General features: G+C 33.1%; 17 protein-coding genes. 4 read left to right on the forward strand and 13 right to left on the reverse strand.

Annotated elements, in window-relative coordinates; translation table 11 throughout:
- Positions 1-154: 154 nt before the first annotated feature.
- Positions 155-3,154 carry an LTA synthase family protein gene (locus AC4BB5_RS16095; protein ID WP_490457079.1) on the reverse strand — a complete coding sequence of 1,000 codons (3,000 nt, stop codon included), beginning with the start codon at positions 3,152-3,154 and terminating at the stop codon, positions 155-157.
- 203 nt (positions 3,155-3,357) lie between these two features.
- Complete coding sequence (gene truA, locus AC4BB5_RS16100) at positions 3,358-4,095, reverse strand: tRNA pseudouridine(38-40) synthase TruA (RefSeq protein ID WP_490457080.1); 738 nt, start codon at positions 4,093-4,095, stop codon at positions 3,358-3,360.
- Positions 4,096-4,352: 257 nt separating this feature from the next.
- Here truA and AC4BB5_RS16105 point away from each other — a divergent pair, with 257 nt between their 5' ends.
- The 3 genes from AC4BB5_RS16105 to AC4BB5_RS16115 are packed head-to-tail and all read left to right on the forward strand — an operon-like array spanning position 4,353 to position 6,416.
- Positions 4,353-4,721, forward strand: a complete 369-nt coding sequence (locus AC4BB5_RS16105; RefSeq protein ID WP_490457081.1) for an ArsR/SmtB family transcription factor — start codon at positions 4,353-4,355, stop codon at positions 4,719-4,721.
- Entirely contained in the window at positions 4,718-5,653 is a 936-nt protein-coding gene (locus AC4BB5_RS16110) for an ABC transporter ATP-binding protein (RefSeq protein ID WP_490457082.1), read from the forward strand. The genes AC4BB5_RS16105 and AC4BB5_RS16110 overlap by 4 nt, the downstream gene beginning before the upstream one ends.
- Positions 5,646-6,416, forward strand: a complete 771-nt coding sequence (locus AC4BB5_RS16115) for an ABC transporter permease (protein ID WP_490457083.1) — start codon at positions 5,646-5,648, stop codon at positions 6,414-6,416. Before AC4BB5_RS16110 ends, AC4BB5_RS16115 begins: the two co-directional genes overlap by 8 nt.
- Before the next feature lie 60 nt (positions 6,417-6,476).
- Here the strand turns inward: AC4BB5_RS16115 and AC4BB5_RS16120 are convergent, their stop codons facing one another.
- Positions 6,477-6,986, reverse strand: a complete 510-nt coding sequence (locus AC4BB5_RS16120; RefSeq protein WP_490457084.1) for a DinB family protein — start codon at positions 6,984-6,986, stop codon at positions 6,477-6,479.
- Positions 6,987-7,318: 332 nt separating this feature from the next.
- On the opposite strand from AC4BB5_RS16120, the gene AC4BB5_RS16125 reads away from it, so the two are divergent.
- On the forward strand, positions 7,319-9,100 hold the full coding sequence (locus tag AC4BB5_RS16125; RefSeq protein ID WP_490457085.1) for an NACHT domain-containing protein: 1,782 nt from the start codon (positions 7,319-7,321) through the stop codon (positions 9,098-9,100).
- A gap of 262 nt (positions 9,101-9,362) precedes the next feature.
- Here AC4BB5_RS16125 and AC4BB5_RS16130 read toward each other — a convergent pair whose 3' ends face one another.
- The 10 genes from AC4BB5_RS16130 to AC4BB5_RS16175 all read right to left on the reverse strand — a co-directional run bounded on the left by AC4BB5_RS16130 (position 9,363) and on the right by AC4BB5_RS16175 (position 15,614).
- Positions 9,363-9,683 (reverse strand): DUF960 family protein, encoded by a 321-nt coding sequence (locus AC4BB5_RS16130; RefSeq protein ID WP_490457086.1) that lies wholly within the window; start codon positions 9,681-9,683, stop codon positions 9,363-9,365.
- A gap of 100 nt (positions 9,684-9,783) precedes the next feature.
- Positions 9,784-10,044: a hypothetical protein gene (locus AC4BB5_RS16135; RefSeq protein WP_490457087.1), complete on the reverse strand. Its 261-nt coding sequence runs from the start codon at positions 10,042-10,044 to the stop codon at positions 9,784-9,786.
- Positions 10,045-10,070: 26 nt separating this feature from the next.
- A complete protein-coding gene (locus AC4BB5_RS16140; RefSeq protein WP_069635776.1) occupies positions 10,071-10,334 on the reverse strand; it encodes a hypothetical protein in 264 nt (87 codons plus the stop codon).
- Positions 10,335-10,349: 15 nt separating this feature from the next.
- Positions 10,350-10,661, reverse strand: coding sequence for a hypothetical protein (locus AC4BB5_RS16145; protein ID WP_025873694.1), 312 nt, complete (start codon positions 10,659-10,661; stop codon positions 10,350-10,352).
- 19 nt (positions 10,662-10,680) lie between these two features.
- Positions 10,681-12,033 carry a Tle-like phospholipase domain-containing protein gene (locus AC4BB5_RS16150; protein ID WP_490459085.1) on the reverse strand — a complete coding sequence of 451 codons (1,353 nt, stop codon included), beginning with the start codon at positions 12,031-12,033 and terminating at the stop codon, positions 10,681-10,683.
- Between the two features lie 19 nt (positions 12,034-12,052).
- Positions 12,053-12,493, reverse strand: a complete 441-nt coding sequence (locus AC4BB5_RS16155) for a hypothetical protein (protein WP_490457088.1) — start codon at positions 12,491-12,493, stop codon at positions 12,053-12,055.
- Positions 12,494-12,938: 445 nt separating this feature from the next.
- Positions 12,939-13,385, reverse strand: a complete 447-nt coding sequence (locus AC4BB5_RS16160) for a hypothetical protein (RefSeq protein WP_490457089.1) — start codon at positions 13,383-13,385, stop codon at positions 12,939-12,941.
- Between the two features lie 465 nt (positions 13,386-13,850).
- Positions 13,851-14,303: a hypothetical protein gene (locus AC4BB5_RS16165; protein WP_490457090.1), complete on the reverse strand. Its 453-nt coding sequence runs from the start codon at positions 14,301-14,303 to the stop codon at positions 13,851-13,853.
- Between the two features lie 131 nt (positions 14,304-14,434).
- Positions 14,435-14,626: a hypothetical protein gene (locus AC4BB5_RS16170; protein ID WP_490457091.1), complete on the reverse strand. Its 192-nt coding sequence runs from the start codon at positions 14,624-14,626 to the stop codon at positions 14,435-14,437.
- The gene (locus AC4BB5_RS16175; protein WP_490457092.1) at positions 14,619-15,614 is read right to left on the reverse strand and encodes a hypothetical protein; all 996 of its coding nucleotides are present in this window, start codon (positions 15,612-15,614) and stop codon (positions 14,619-14,621) included. The genes AC4BB5_RS16170 and AC4BB5_RS16175 overlap by 8 nt, the downstream gene beginning before the upstream one ends.
- Positions 15,615-15,818: the final 204 nt, after the last annotated feature.

Raw genomic sequence — 15,818 nt, forward strand, 5'->3', positions numbered from 1 at the left:
TAAAGACAAACGCGATCGACAGTATACTCAAAGGATTATATAATACATTATTTAAGTATTGATGTTGGTGGAGTTTATATCAAATAGGAGCTGCCTGTGTGAATTACCAAAATTCATACAGGCAGCTCTTAATGATGTTTTACAAGTCAATTTTTCATTTGTTACTTGATTGTGCTGCCCATTCAGCAGCAAACTCTTCACCAGCAGTTAAATCATACTGGATCAAACGATAGTCTTGCAAAATTTCCTTTTGCTTACTTGATAATTTATCTTCTGTTATTTTTTCATTTTGGTCTGTCACAAAGATTTTTTGCCCATTATAATTATTAGAAATACTAGCTGACGGATCTGTTGTTGATGCCAACACATCGTTTGTGATCTTAGTCATCAATGCATAAAACGGAGTGATTTTAACATTGGCTTGTTCTAAAGCTAGTGCTGGAAAATTATATGGAGAAACAATTTTTTTATTTAGCTTCTTACTTCGCTCTCGGCTATAACGATTACTATAAATAAAATAATCCGTTTCATGTTGCACTAGTCCATGTTTACTCATGTTATTACCACTGTAAATGGATGGCAAATGATCACCATAAAAAACAAACGTGATGGGTTTTTCTATTTTATCTAACTCTTGTATAAAACTTTCTACTGCTTCATCTGTATAATGGATACCTTGCATAAAAGTATTTAATTCTGATTGTCTATCTTTCATCACCGCTGTACCACTAAAGGAATAATTATTTTCATAGTAGTAATTCTCTTTATATGGCATGTGATTTTGCATCGTAGATAATTGAATAAATTGTTTTTTATCAAGATTGTTGTTTATTTTCTCCAAAGTTTCTTGATAAGCAGAAAAATCAGAGATGTAAATACTCTCATCGATCTTGTCTTGGAAAGTCAACTCATCTGGACTATTCACATAATAAAACTTGTCAAATCCAAATTTTTTGAATACTTTTTTTCGATTGTAAAGAGTTGCCACATACGGATGAATTGCGATACTTTCATCAAATAGATTCGTTATATTAGGTGAAATCATCTGCTTTTCCACTAGCTGAGTGTAGGGCGTAGGTAACGTCGGAGAGAGATTGCTGATATCCAGACTGGTCAATGACCCCCATTCCATATTTGCAGTTCCCCCACCATAACCGTTTGACAACATCCATCCACTCGTATTTTCTTTCATGGTCTGACGAATATAAGGTATGGGATCTCTATCTATAGTCAAATTAGGTACTCTTTTAGGATCACTAAAACTTTCACTTAGATTGAAAATAAAAGTTTCATTATCGTCCCATTCTAACCGATTACTATTAATATCTTGCGCTTCTTCATCATACTTCTTCATGATTTTTTTTATTGCCGCCTCAGAATAGTCTGCTGGTTTGTCCATGACCGTAATATCGATATTATTCAAAAATTGTACGATTGGGCCATTTATTTGAGCACCCAACTTCTGATTATAAAAATAGCGATTGACTCTGAAAAGGTTAAACATTAAATACGACGGTGAATTCTTATGGTTGACGAAAAGTAGACTTGAAAAAAATAGAAGAACAACTATCAGTATGCTTACTCTTTTTTTCCGATTTACCTTTAGATTATATAATCGTTTCGCCCTTCGCTCTAACAAATAACTAGATATAACTAATCCGCCTACCACAATTACTCCAACAAGAATAACAAGTGGATTGACCATATCAAGGATTGCTTTAATCCCGTTCAACATTTTTAAATCTGACGGTAATATAGGCTCTTCCCGCGACGCTATCTTTAGATAATTGGAAATAGTGATCAATAAATCAATCGTCAATGTCAAAACAAATGAGTGCCAAAATCTATTCGTAAGAACAAGCAACAAAAGAAAAAATGCCATGATTATTAGAACGTTCAATACTATTGGTGCTTGTCGTTTCAATAAAATAAATGCATAGGCATTAACCGTATCCGCCACACTTACGCTTATTCTTGATTCAGAAATTATAAACATTTGAACAATCGTAAAGCCATAAAAGAAAACTGCTGCAAATACAATTTGGCGCTTCTGAGAGAACCATTTAAAAACAGCTAGCCCCTTATTTTTTACTGCATCTAACGAATCAACGCTTAAAGAACTTTCAAGCCTTTTGAACACTATTGTTTTTTGTAATAAGAAATTAATGATCGTCAGTAGCACAGCTGCACCTATCCAGAGAATCGAAAAGATGACGATGGATTTTAACCACTGCACACCTGAATTTTCGTAAGGTTTTCTGTAAAATGTTGCGATAAAATGAATCGCAACGGGAGAATTGATTGCGACTTGAGTACTCACCAAAGTCGTTGCAATTATTGAAGCAGACGCTTGTATCCTAAGCTTTTTTCTGCTTTCTAAAGTCGCAAATAAACTTAATGTATAGTACATTGCCAATAATGAAAATGGCACACAATATCGAAGTGCTGTTGACGTGTCTCCTCGCATAAAGATCGAGACTCTAGCCATTACAAAAATAGTACTAAGTAACAAAGCACCACTAAACAATAAATGACAAATAGGCAATCGTACTTTTTGAACCAAAGCGAACCTTTTTAAGGAATACCCAACAAAGACTAAATAAAAAATCCATACGATATTTTTTCCACCTTGAACTGCCCAAATATCTTTACTAAACAAGGTAGGTAATACAACAAATAAGATAGAGGTTACGATCAATCCACTTTTTATCTGTTGATCAGAACTTTTGTCTAACCAACGAACGATTTGTGGCAAACATAGCAAAGCTAACACACAAGAAACAGCATAGCCATAATGATTTTGACTGATTGGAAAGAAAATCGACCAATAATCACGCATATTCAATGAATTTTTGATAACATAGAAAAAAATATTTACAAATAAATAAGTAACAACATAAATCAAATAATAGCTACTAATGTTTTTTAAAACTTTCTTTTTCTTGATTTTATCAGAATTAAATCCGAGGTATATCGGAAAAATATTCACCCCAACCATCACGATCGCCTGCATCATTTGATAAAGATAAAAACGATTCATGTAATTACCATACTCTGGAGCAACTGTTGCAGATTGTAACACCCTTTGAATCACCATAAACAAACAGGCCACAATTATCGGAATATAATTTAGCCTCAATGACTTTTCTTTCACTACCAAAACTCCCTTTACTAATTAAAACTAATGGTTTCTTTATTTTACACATTTGCTAGTATAGCATAAAAAATTATGTGTAAATCCCAAATATTAGTAATTTCTTAGGGAAGGTCAGCTACTACTCAGTATTTTCTGACCATTATTTAAAATAATAATCGGAAAAATTAAAGACAACTCACTTCGATCAACTAAAATGATTATTAGTAATAAACCTCATCAAGAAAAAGCCCTTGGGAAGGAACTGTCATTCCAGCATCACTTCTGATTTTCCGTTCAAATATTTCATCAATTGTTTCTAAACTCATCGTTCCACTCCCGATTTCTAGAAGAGTTCCCATAATGATTCGCACCATTTTATACAAGAAACCATCACCCACAAAGGTAAAATGCAGCATGTTTCCCTTTTTTTGAATCGAAAGTTCCTCAATCGTCCGTGTCGTTGATTTTTTCGTCTTTTTAAGAGAAGAAAATCCGATAAAATCATGTGTTCCGACTAATTTCAGACAAGCCTCATTCATTAACTCAAGATCAAGTTTATCTGAATAATGAAAACTATAGTTACGCTCAAACGCTGAGGGAATAGCATCGTTCCAAATATAGTAACTGTATTTTTTCCCTTTCGCATTATATCGGGCATGAAATCTTTCAGTAACTTCTTCCAGTTTTTTTACAACAATATCTTGTGGTAGATAGCGATTTAAAAACTCACTCATCTCTGATAATGTCATTTTAGTGTCTGTTTTGAAATTTGCGATCTGCCCCCTAGCATGTGTTCCAGCGTCTGTTCGACCCGAACCTATGATTTCAATTTTTGAACGTGTCATTTGTGTCAAAATATTCTCGATTTTTCCTTGAATCGTTTTATCAGAATCACCCAGTCTTTGCCAGCCAAGGTATCTCGTACCATCATATTCGATTGTTAATTTAATGTTTCTCATATTGTTTCATTTACTCCTCTTAAAACGCGTTTTTTTCGTTGCTCATTCCAGCATTCGCTTCTAGTATAACAGTATTGCTACACATGATGAAGTCTAGCTGCTTTAAATTTCGGTTAGAGGACACTTTTTTAGAAGGAAAATGAATCCTATAAGCACTGATTTTCTGTTCCTCTTACTAGCATTAGAACCACTTGACATTACATTCATGTTAATTTATATTTAACATAGATGTCCATCTATGTTAAGGAGGAAGATGTATGGATTACGAAAGAGTTTCATTGATATTAAAGGCTATGGCGGATCCTAAAAGAATGAAGATAATCGACCTACTGTCCTATAGCAATATGTGCGCATGTGATGTGTTAAAACACTTTGATTTTACACAACCCACGCTTTCTCATCATATGAAAGTCTTAGAAAGTGCTGGAATTGTTTCTGTAAGTAAGCAAAGTCAATGGCATTATTATACATTACGAGAAGATTTTGTCAGAGAATTTATGCACTCTATGACATTATTACTTTCAGATAGTGGTACAGATTGCCTGTGCAAAAATAACAAAACTCAACCTGTAAAAACAGATGATGATTTGAAGAATGATACTGATAAGGAGATAGTTAGTAAATGACTTATGCGTTAGAAATAAAAGACTTGAAAAAAGTATATGCAACGGGTGTTGAGGCTTTAAAGGGAATTGATTTAGTTGTAGAAGAAGGAGATTTTTATGCCTTACTCGGTCCAAATGGAGCTGGAAAATCAACAACGATTGGGATCATCACATCTCTCGTTAATAAAACATCGGGGAAAGTAAATGTTTTCGGCTATGATCTTGATAAAGACTTGGTTCTTGCAAAACAACAAATTGGACTGGTTCCTCAAGAGTTCAACTTTAATCCATTTGAAACGGTAGAACAGATCGTTGTCAATCAAGCTGGTTATTACGGAGTTTCACGAAAAGAAGCGTTGAAGCGTAGTGAAAAATATCTAAAACAATCAGATTTGTGGGAAAAACGGAATGTACGTGCACGAATGCTTTCTGGTGGTATGAAACGCAGATTAATGATTGCTCGTGCCTTGATGCATGAACCAAAATTACTTATTTTAGATGAGCCTACAGCTGGTGTGGATATTGAACTAAGACGGGAAATGTGGGATTTTCTAAGAGAATTAAATGCAAACGGCACAACGATTATCCTAACGACTCACTATCTTGAAGAAGCAGAAATGCTATGCCGCAATATCGGAATCATTCAATCTGGTGAATTAATTGAAAATACTAGCATGAAAACTCTTCTAGCAAAATTACAATTTGAAACGTTTATTTTTGATTTAGAGGATTATGATAGCAAACCTGAAATTGTAGGTTATAAGAATAGCTTTGAGGATGAACGAACACTGGTTGTAGAAGTTGAGCGAGATCAAGGGATCAATGACCTATTTGATCAACTCACAAAACAAGGGATAAAGGTTCTTTCCCTTCGCAACAAGTCCAATCGGTTGGAAGAACTGTTTCTAAAAATCACAGAAGAAAAACGTCAAGTGGGGGAAAAAAATGTTTAAGCTATATTTCACGGCACTAAGAAGCCTTGCAGTAAAAGAAACCAATCGCTATTTGCGGATCTGGGTTCAAACTTTAGTACCACCAGTCATTACTACATCATTATATTTTGTCATTTTTGGAAACTTGATCGGCGGACGAATCGGACAAATGGAAGGATTCTCCTATATGGAATTTATCGTTCCAGGGCTAATCATGATGTCAGTGATCACAAGTTCTTATGCTAACGTCTCTTCTTCATTTTTCTCACAAAAATTCCAGAAAAATATTGAAGAGTTATTAGTAGCACCTGTTCCAACTCATATTATTATTTGGGGATTTGTGATTGGTGGACTGGGCCGAAGTGTTCTAGTTGGTACACTTGTAACGATGATTTCTCTATTTTTTGTACCACTTCACGTGTATTCATGGTCTATTGTGATTATTACACTTCTTATGACTGCTATTTTATTTTCATTGGCAGGCTTGTTAAATGGGATCTTTGCCCAATCTTTTGATGATGTATCGATTGTACCAACATTCGTTTTACAGCCATTAACTTACCTTGGTGGAGTATTTTACGCAATCTCAATGCTGCCACCGATCTGGCAAGCTATTTCAAAAATCAATCCAATTGTTTATATGATTTCAGGATTTAGATATGGCTTTCTTGGCACGATCGATGTACCAATCATTTTTTCTATGATCATCTTGATTCTTTTTATCTCAGTACTTTATGCAGTTTGCTGGTATTTGATTGATCGAGGTCGTGGGTTAAGAAGTTAAACTAAAGAGTTGGGTTTGAACATAAACTGGTTCAAATCCAACTCTTTTTAGATAAATTTATTATTTTCCAATAACCAACCTTCTTGTATAAACTGCTTGGCCCGAATGCATCACCGCATCATCGATAGCAGAAACGATCCTCGCTTGACGTGTAACAACTGGTGTCCAGTTTGTATCGACAACGTCACTAAAACTCTCTTCATCTAGCGCATCTAAGTATGCATTGGTAAACCCAACGCTGGCAGATAAATAATCTTCTAGTAAGCTTTTATCCCTCACTATAACTTTAGCTGCTTGTTCAGGAGTATGATGCCAATCTTCCGTATCATCTGGTAAATCCAATGCGAATCGCTCATTCCAACCCGATTCTAACCATAGCGGTTTAGTACCGTTAAGTTCTGAAATTTGATAATCAAGTTCTCGTGCAGTATGCCAAATAAGCCAAGTAACTGATTTGATTAATGGTGCTGGCATTGTATTAGCTTCATCTACTTGCATCTGGTCAAGTGTCTCTTCAAACCGTTCTTGAGCTCGTTTCAACGTTTCTATAGATAGTTGTGTACTTTTCATTGTAGACCTCTCCTTTAATGGTTGAAATGAAAATAATTTGTTCTATATCCTTACTAAATACTGTACTACAGTGATCTTGTAACTACAAATTTTCCAAACTTTTTTGAAACGCGTTTTCAACACTTTTATTTAATCATTCAATTTTATTTTCTGCCAAAATCTCGATGTAGCATATATATGTTTAGTCCCCTATTATATTATTCGATTGACACAAAGCATGATAGGATACTGATACGATTGCTACCTAAATAATATAGGCATAAAACATAGAATTATATCGACTTATTCAACCTCTTAGTATATAATAACTTACTAAAAGGAGTGATTCACGTATGGTATTAGCAGATATTAAAATTGGGATAGACTTAATTAAACAAATCCCTTCAATGTACGACTATTTGAATAAAAACGTAAGAAAACTGTCTTTTCCAAAAGAAGAGGAGCTAAGAACTATTTATGAACAATATTTAAAAAATACTTTAAAAACATACAGTATGGCTAAAACATTGTTATATAGCCATACGCCAAAATCTATATATTCTTTTTACGAACCTATGGATTTAAAAAACGAGTCACATTACATACCTACCAGTGACTCTTTAAAAAATATAGATTTTTTTCAACGTAATAAAAAAGTTATTATTACTGGAACTGGCGGTATTGGTAAATCTATGATGCTTAAGAAAATATTTCTTGATTTCATACAAGGAGATACACAAATTCCGATTTTTTTGGAATTAAAAAAAATAGAAGACAAGGAAGATATAGAGACCTTTATCTATAACAATGTTAAGGTTTTAGGCCTTAATCTTACTCAAGAAGAATTTTTAAAAACGCTAGACTTAGGTAGATATATTATTTTTTTTGATGCTTTCGATGAAATCAACTATGACCTATCAAATAAGATAGAACGTGAATTATTAATATTTTCGCAAAAATACGAAGATAATATTTTTATTATCTCATCACGCCCTGGAAATTCATTTGAGAGTTGGACTTTATTTTCAGAGTATCAAATTGCTCCATTAACTAAAGAAAAAGCTTTATCTTTGATAGCTAAACTAGACAGTACAGAACATCTTCAAAACAATTTCTATAAAGAAATTGATGAAAAACTTTTTGAAACACATAAGCAATTTTTATCTATTCCTTTATTATTAACCATTATGTTAATAACTTATCAAGAGTCTTCAGAAATACCTAACAATTTCACAGATTTCTACAATTATTGTTACAGTGCACTTTTTAATAGACATGACGCAAGTAAAGGTTATAAAAGGAAACTAAAAACAGAACTAGGCGAGTCTGATTTCAAGAAAGTTTTAAATTTCGTTGCCTTCAGAAATTTTACCAAAGGGCAAGTTAATATGAATAAAGAATACTTGGTAAAAATTATAGATGATTATAATAATTTGAATCAGAGGCAGTCTTCATCCCTTTGGATTAATGCTGATGATTTTATAGATGATGCTTCAAATTCAGTTTGCATGTTAGTAACAGAGGGTCTTGACTACAAGTTTTCACACAGGTCATTTCAAGAATTCTTTGGTGCAGGTTATATTCTTCAAAAAGATCGTACTTTTTTTGAAAATAAATTACTCCCTTGGATTGAAAAAGTACATAATATATTTACTGATAATATTATCTTTTTTAACACTATCCAGAAAATGGCTCCTGATCTCTTGATCAACAATATTCTACTGCCTATTGTACAAAAAAAATGTGAAGAAGTAGAAGGGTTAACTGATTATGAAATAGTTAATCTATTTCTAGAAAGTATTAAGTTAGACAACGATGATATCTTTTCAATTTCTTATGATATAAAACTCAGTTCTTTAAAAGATACATATAAATATATTCGTTCTGAATTTAATTTCGTTCCGAATGATATTCTTCAAAGAAGAGAGACTCGTCCTTTCTACCCTAGCTTATCGCGTGAAAAAATAGAAAACTATCCTGATGTGGATATTTCACATGTTCCCCGTGAGCAAATAGAAAAAAATCTTTATTTTGGACTTCTCTTCAATGCTGTAATTGAACCAGTACATGGGTTAAAAGAGTGGTTAAACTTAACTATTGCGAATATCTCTGATGTCAAAGATGACTTTTATTGATTCAAAGATATTCACCATAAGTATTTATTACATTGCTAATAACAATCTTAGATACATATACCAGGTAATGTCACATGAAATCAGCACTTAAAATAAAAATATGATGTTGGAACAGAAGTGTTTAACTCCGAGAAATAAGAAGGAGTTGCTTCTGCGCCCACCGTTTATTCGGATTCCTTGAGGCTAGGATGTAACTCATAGAGTTATGTCCCAGCCTCATGTTTTTTATTTATGATACGCATGGTTCTTAGAAAAATACCAATTAATAGGATTCTAGTAATAGCATGGTTTGATGACTACGATCATCGATCACCCATAACTTTTTAATTTGGAAATCAGGCATCTTTCCCTTTATGGTGTAGGTATGATACTCAATGAAAAATGGTTCTTCTTGTCGATGAATCACTTCAATTGCTTGGCGTTGATTATCTGGATTGAATTCAAAGATTTGTAAGTAGTCTAATTCTGTTTCAGTTTCACTTCTTTTTTTGTCAATTAAATTCCAGCAATATAATTGGATTTTTTTTGGTACTTGTTCGTTCACTCCTCTCGTGACGTAACGATTTTCTTTGTTATCGAACATTTTATTCCCTCCTTAAAACACAAAAATAGACCAACCACCATTTAAGATGATTGATCTTCATGAATATAATATATAGTTATTTTTAAGCTAGATATATTCCTTACAACTGATTTACATCGGTTTCCTTAATGACATGAAATTCCGTCCTTCTTTTTTCCGGCGTATTCTCGTATTTCCTATCCCAGGAATCAACCACTTTTTGCATTTCTTTTAAAGTTCTCTCTATTTCTTCAAAGTGTTTATTGGCTTCTTTTTCTGTTTTCAACTGGCTTTCTAAACTTTTGAGTTGGGCATTCTGTCCAATTTCACGAATCTTTTGACGTTGTTCTTCCTTGCGCAGTTCTAATTCTTTATCATCCACTAGAAACACACCTTTTTCTATTTCAATTAAAATTTATCTAGCATTTTTCCTTGTTCATCTAAAACTTGTGTTACTTTCTTTCCAAACTGCCCTTTTACTGTCTCTCCTAGACCACTTGTTGCAGAAGTAATCGAACTTTTTGCACTTTCTGATTCCGTTTCTCCAGATTTTTTTGTTTTTTTCACAAGACTATCTTTTTTTTGAACAAGTGCCATTGCAGTGGCTTGAGCGCTCATTTTTTGTAAATTCTTTTTATATTCTTTTAATAGTTTTTCGATTGCTTCTAACACGTAATCATACTCCTTTTACGGTTTAGTTTGTTCTTGAAGTTTTTTACGATAGGCTTGTTCTGCTTCGTCTTCTTTTAACGAAAGGGTCCGTTTCTCTCTGTCTAATTCTGAGAAAAAATCTTCTTCAAGACGTGATAGTTCACGTCTTGCCCATTCCATAGGCTCATTTGTTTCACCAAATCGTTGTACTTGCCGTTGCATTTCAGAATAGGTATCATTCGTTGCTTGTTCCGCTTGTCGCCTAATTCTTGTCAATGCGTCAGATTCTTCTTCAAGTTGTCGTCTCGTTTGTTGATAATCCGCTAATGCTTGCTCTTCTTGATCCATACTCGTATCTCTCCCTTTTTTAGGCGAGTTGTTTCGCTAATTCTTGGTCTCGTTGAACTAATTCACCTATTTTTGCAGTAATATCTTTGGTTAGGGTACTAAATTTACTACTCATTTGATGCGCTAAACTTAGTTTTTCTTGAAATTCTTGTGAAGGAATCGTCACCATTGTTTGTTCCGTACACCCCATTGCCTGCATAGCATCTAAAACTTCGCCATAAGATAAGTCAGGACAATTACTTTGAATCGTCGAACGTCCTTCTTGCCACATTTCTTCTAATTCCCTAATCGCATCTTTATAGAGCTTTACGACGTTCTCCATTGCCATGTCAAATTTTGAAGATGCAAGCTTTACAATGGTTAGCGCTTGGCTATCGTCTAAATAGATTTGTTCATTTCCAGATAAACCGCCACCACTAGCAGTAAATTTTTTACGTAAAACGTTCAATTTGGTAAAACTATCAATTTGAGTTTGAAGCCACTCATTTTCTTTTTTTAATTGTTGGTACTCTTTTTTACTGCCACTTTTATGTACACCATATTGTTCTAATCTGCGCATTTGCATCTTATTTTCAACGATACTTTGCGCTAAAAGGGTTTGTTCAATCGAAATACCACCATTCAAATCAGAATAAACCACGATATCGCCATATTTGTTGATATAGTTCCCTTTTTTATCTACTTGAAACTGATCTAATGAATGACCAGCGGTTCTCCACCATGGATTGTCGATACCCATACTCAAAAAAGGTATTTTTTTCCGACCACCAGTCAACACACCACTCGTCACGGCATCCCTTGTATCGAACAGATTCACAATCGTTCCTTTGTACTGTTTAATCTGTTCGGCTGTTAAGCCTGAACCAGCAGCACCATAAGTGAAGGCATTGTAACCTAATAATACCGCAACATAAATCGCTTCTGCCCCACCTAATGAATGACCTGTCGTTCCGATGTTAAAACCATTTTCTTTTGGATACTTCCGTTCAATTTCTTTAGCGTAATCTATCGCAGAAGAGAACGCTCCATTCTCATATTTAGCGTCTAGTCCAATTTCTATGACATCTGATGTCCAATCCTTCAAACCACTTGTTCCTGCATAGACAATGATTACGTCTTTTTTTACGACTGATTCCGGATAGCCGGGTACCTTTTCTAATCTTTTTTCTGTCTTATACTCATCTTTAATTTCAGCAACAGTCATAGCTTGCATACTGTTTTTTCTAGGGGCAGATTCTGTTTTTAAGGTATCTTTGTTTGTGTCTATGGTGTCCAAAACTAAATATTTATCTTTACCAACCGTACTACCTACTTGAATTTCTCCAGATTCCACATCATAAGAATCTTTGGAAAGGACATTGAAATCATTCAGCTCTTTCTTTTTTGCCATACTATTTTACTCCTTTATTATCATAAATAATATTTTTTTCAGGCATCTTATCTGTTCTACTTTCTTCTGATTCATTTAAAAAATAATTATTTTGCCCTTTTCCAGTATTGAAATCAAATATAAGCTTTCCGGTTTCTGCCGATACTGTATTTGACGATGCACGAAGAGTATAAATATCATTAATAATTAATCTCACTTCTAGCGAGTTCATCGGCCCAACAGAAAATCCTGTAAATTCTATTTTTTCTATATCTGAGTATTTAGCTATTTCATCTACACGTTTAGAATATTCAGGAAACGTCATTTTCTCATTGTCATAATCTTTATCTAATTGATCTAATTCTTCTTTGTTAAACGTGTAAAGTCGATAGTTGTTATACAAATAATTGGCTAAATCTGTTTGAATATCGCGTAATTCTGCTAAATCTTTTTCTCGTTTCATATACCATGCTCCTCCAATTACTACTAAAATTATTAAAGCTAGAACTATGTTTTTTTTTGGTTTCATTCGTTTCTCCTTAAAGTAAAAGTAAGATAATCATAACATAGCGATTAGATTCATAAAACCACGTAATAACAACCGTTAACAAGTTGTCGCCTTGTTTGGTGGTACTCTGCTAGTGCCTAGTCTTCATTCCTCATGTTGGGTTCACTCCGATAGCGTGGTGAATTTACTCCCCATCTGATTCGCCAAACTAATTCTCTCTTGGAGTATATTCTGATTTTAAGGTATTCTTGTTTGTGTCAATGGTGTCCAAAACTAAATATTTATCGTCTACTAGTCGATCACCTGTCTGAACATTATTATGTTTCCCTTGATAAGACTCTTTCGATAATTTGTTATAATCGACCAATTTTTTGGGGCAATTTTTCTGCCGTACCCATAATTATTCCACTCCTTTGTTGTTGTAGATAATGTTTTCTTCAGCCATTTTTTTGTCAGTGCTTTTTTCTTTTCGTTCTAAAACATACCCATTTCGGTTATTCATAGAATTGAAGCTGTACAACCATTTCCCTGTTTCTGCAGAAACGGTACTTAATGACGTATCATCTGAGTACACATCATTGATTTTAAAATCAACGACTAAATCTTTCATTGGTCCAACAGAAAATTTAGTAAATTCCACTTTTTCTATATCCGAGTAAACTCGAGTCTCTTTCATTTTTTTAAAATATTCTTCTTCGGATAAACTTCCATTCCCTTTATTATACAACTTCTTTACTTTATCACTTTCAGATGTATTTCTCGTATATAACCGATAGTTGTTATACAAATAATTAGCTAAATCTGTTTGAATATCATGTAATTCTGCTAAATCTTTTTCTTTTTTCATGTACCATAAACCTTGTAATAACTGTATCTAAAATTTAAAAGTAATGTTATTAAACATCTAGGTAGACATAATCCCGATTAACTAAAGTAGCGCCTGTAGCCAGTTTATTAACATACGTTCCCTCTTTGACAATATACACTAGTCCAAGTAAACACCTACTGATGTCCCTAACTTTCTTTTAAAAAAAATATGAAAGTTTGGAACAAAAACACCGATAAATCGCTATATAATTAGAGTTCAAAAGAAATTTTTTACTCTCTGTTTAAACAATCTTGCAACGTGATTTCGAGTATATGCATTAACTCTCTAAAGTCATTCTTAGTAACCGTATAATAGCAAAAAGAATGATAGTGCATCAACAGATGAAATAGGATTTTTTTCAAATCTAGTAAATTCATTTTGTTAAACCTGTAAACTAACAAATAATGCTTCATGAACTTTGATATCCACTATATTTACCAAATTTCAAAAAAATGAAACAGGTAACGAGGAGATTGGCAGATTCATATATTTTCTCTCTTCACCATTCAATCCTCTATACCAATACAGATCCGTAAGTAGTATTTCAGAAAAAATTTCTGTGATTTCTAATTCAATTTCACCTATACTGTAAATTAGTTTGATCTTTTTTTCTTCCTTACTTTTTAAAGCTAAAAAGGTTTTACCATTAAGAACAGAGAAATCATCAGTACTTTGAAGTTCATTCTCCCAGTCATGCCAATTCAAAATATTTCTAACAGTTATAACTAATTTTTGTTCACCGTTAGATACAAAGACACCCTTCTCATTATTATTTTCTAAAAAGCAATATACTCCATCAAACTTAAGTATGAGTACATGATTTTGAAATAAAGCATCTGTAATAGTCATATCGTGAAACGAAATATATTCCATCGTCTTGTATATCCGTTTATCCATTAGTCATCTTTTCCTAAAAATATCCCTACTTATGATACGGTTCTGCGTATCATAAGTAGGGATATTTACGAAATCTTATGATATCTATTGACTTATTCGTCTGATAAACTTATGTAATCATAAAATATCCTCTAAAACTTTTTAGCTATATTTTTTGTGATAAAAACTAATGCAGTCATGCCAGCCATACTACTTACAATTTTCGTATTCTTTTTGAACTCTTTATATAGACGCTCATGCTCTCCACAGAATAGAGATTTTTTAGAGTACGTTTCTTTCTTACAGCTAGGAAACTTACATATTCTTAATTTCGATTCATTCATGACTTTCTCCCTCAATTTGATTATTTTTTATACCTCTAATTAAGTCAGTAATTTTATTCGTGATATCTAATGATATCTCATTGAATCTTCCATCATAACCTTTATGCGCATTATCCATAAGCCAAGCTATACTTCTACCACTGTTATCAATTTCTTTTAACAAAATCTGCTCAATAAAAGATTGATAATTAGCCAACGTTGCTAATAATGAATTTTCTTCACCTAATGCAGTGTATGCAATAAGATTCAACTGAACAGCTGAATTTAGATAGCCAATTGAATTTTGTAAAATGTTTTCGATTCTTTTTGCTTCTTTTGTTTTTGTCTTCAAATCTATAAAACTGTTAACATCTAAATGTATTGAAAACATTAACTTAGCTATTGTACTGTTGCTTATTTTTATAGCTTCTATCAATAATTCTTGCCTTAACTTATCATTTTTAGCAGATAGTCCCTCAATCATGAGTTGACGCGCACTAAAAAAACCAGCGTACCTATCATTGTATTGCCCTTTTTCAACACGCTTTACCAGCTTATTTAAATCCTCAATTTTCTCAGTAATTACAGCTATCTGTCCTTGTATTGCTGATAGCTCTGGGAGATTCCCTAAACCTTGAACAGTTCGTTGATCAAGTGTAACAAAACTTTGATTTTTACCTGTCACTGCATCTTTGATCACAGCGTATGTTTCGCCAGTTTTTTTCCTTATACCAAACTCCCACTCACCTGTTTTTAATTTTTCTTTAGCGTAATCTGACAAGTTTGCAACATATTCTATTTTCTTTTTTCCAATAAGTTCAGACATTAATTTAGCTTCAGATATATTCCTAAAGATACTCTGCTTAATATTATTATTCAGAGAAATTCCTGCTGCTTCTTGAAGGGGAACCAATGAAAAAGAAGAGAAATCATAATTATATAAATTTTTATCAGTTACATCAATCGTAGTCATTTGATCTATGGGTAAAATAATTTCAAAATTATCCATTCCTATTCTCCTTATCTTTGATATAGATATATTATATCATGTATAAAAAGATACTTTCTGTACAATTACAAAATGCTACCTAACAAAACTTGTCAGGTAGCTTAGAAAAATACATCCATTAACTTTGGTCTTGATATCTTTTCTAAAGATGATGGTCGTCCTCTCGTATATGTTTACCAATCTATAATTTCTTCCATCCTATAA

The sequence above is a fragment of the Enterococcus sp. AMC1252 genome (assembly GCF_058216515.1).

Bases quoted from the DNA above. Each gene is read 5' to 3' on its own strand.
- truA (WP_490457080.1), bottom strand. From the start codon at position 4,095: ATGAGAAACATTAAATTAACAATCGAATATGATGGTACGAGATACCTT.
- AC4BB5_RS16105 (WP_490457081.1), top strand. From the start codon at position 4,353: ATGGATTACGAAAGAGTTTCATTGATATTAAAGGCTATGGCGGATCCT.
- AC4BB5_RS16110 (WP_490457082.1), top strand. From the start codon at position 4,718: ATGACTTATGCGTTAGAAATAAAAGACTTGAAAAAAGTATATGCAACG.
- AC4BB5_RS16115 (WP_490457083.1), top strand. From the start codon at position 5,646: ATGTTTAAGCTATATTTCACGGCACTAAGAAGCCTTGCAGTAAAAGAA.
- AC4BB5_RS16120 (WP_490457084.1), bottom strand. From the start codon at position 6,986: ATGAAAAGTACACAACTATCTATAGAAACGTTGAAACGAGCTCAAGAA.
- AC4BB5_RS16125 (WP_490457085.1), top strand. From the start codon at position 7,319: ATGGTATTAGCAGATATTAAAATTGGGATAGACTTAATTAAACAAATC.
- AC4BB5_RS16130 (WP_490457086.1), bottom strand. From the start codon at position 9,683: ATGTTCGATAACAAAGAAAATCGTTACGTCACGAGAGGAGTGAACGAA.
- AC4BB5_RS16145 (WP_025873694.1), bottom strand. From the start codon at position 10,661: ATGGATCAAGAAGAGCAAGCATTAGCGGATTATCAACAAACGAGACGA.
- AC4BB5_RS16155 (WP_490457088.1), bottom strand. From the start codon at position 12,493: ATGAAACGAGAAAAAGATTTAGCAGAATTACGCGATATTCAAACAGAT.
- AC4BB5_RS16160 (WP_490457089.1), bottom strand. From the start codon at position 13,385: ATGAAAAAAGAAAAAGATTTAGCAGAATTACATGATATTCAAACAGAT.
- AC4BB5_RS16165 (WP_490457090.1), bottom strand. From the start codon at position 14,303: ATGGATAAACGGATATACAAGACGATGGAATATATTTCGTTTCACGAT.
- AC4BB5_RS16170 (WP_490457091.1), bottom strand. From the start codon at position 14,626: ATGAATGAATCGAAATTAAGAATATGTAAGTTTCCTAGCTGTAAGAAA.
- AC4BB5_RS16175 (WP_490457092.1), bottom strand. From the start codon at position 15,614: ATGGATAATTTTGAAATTATTTTACCCATAGATCAAATGACTACGATT.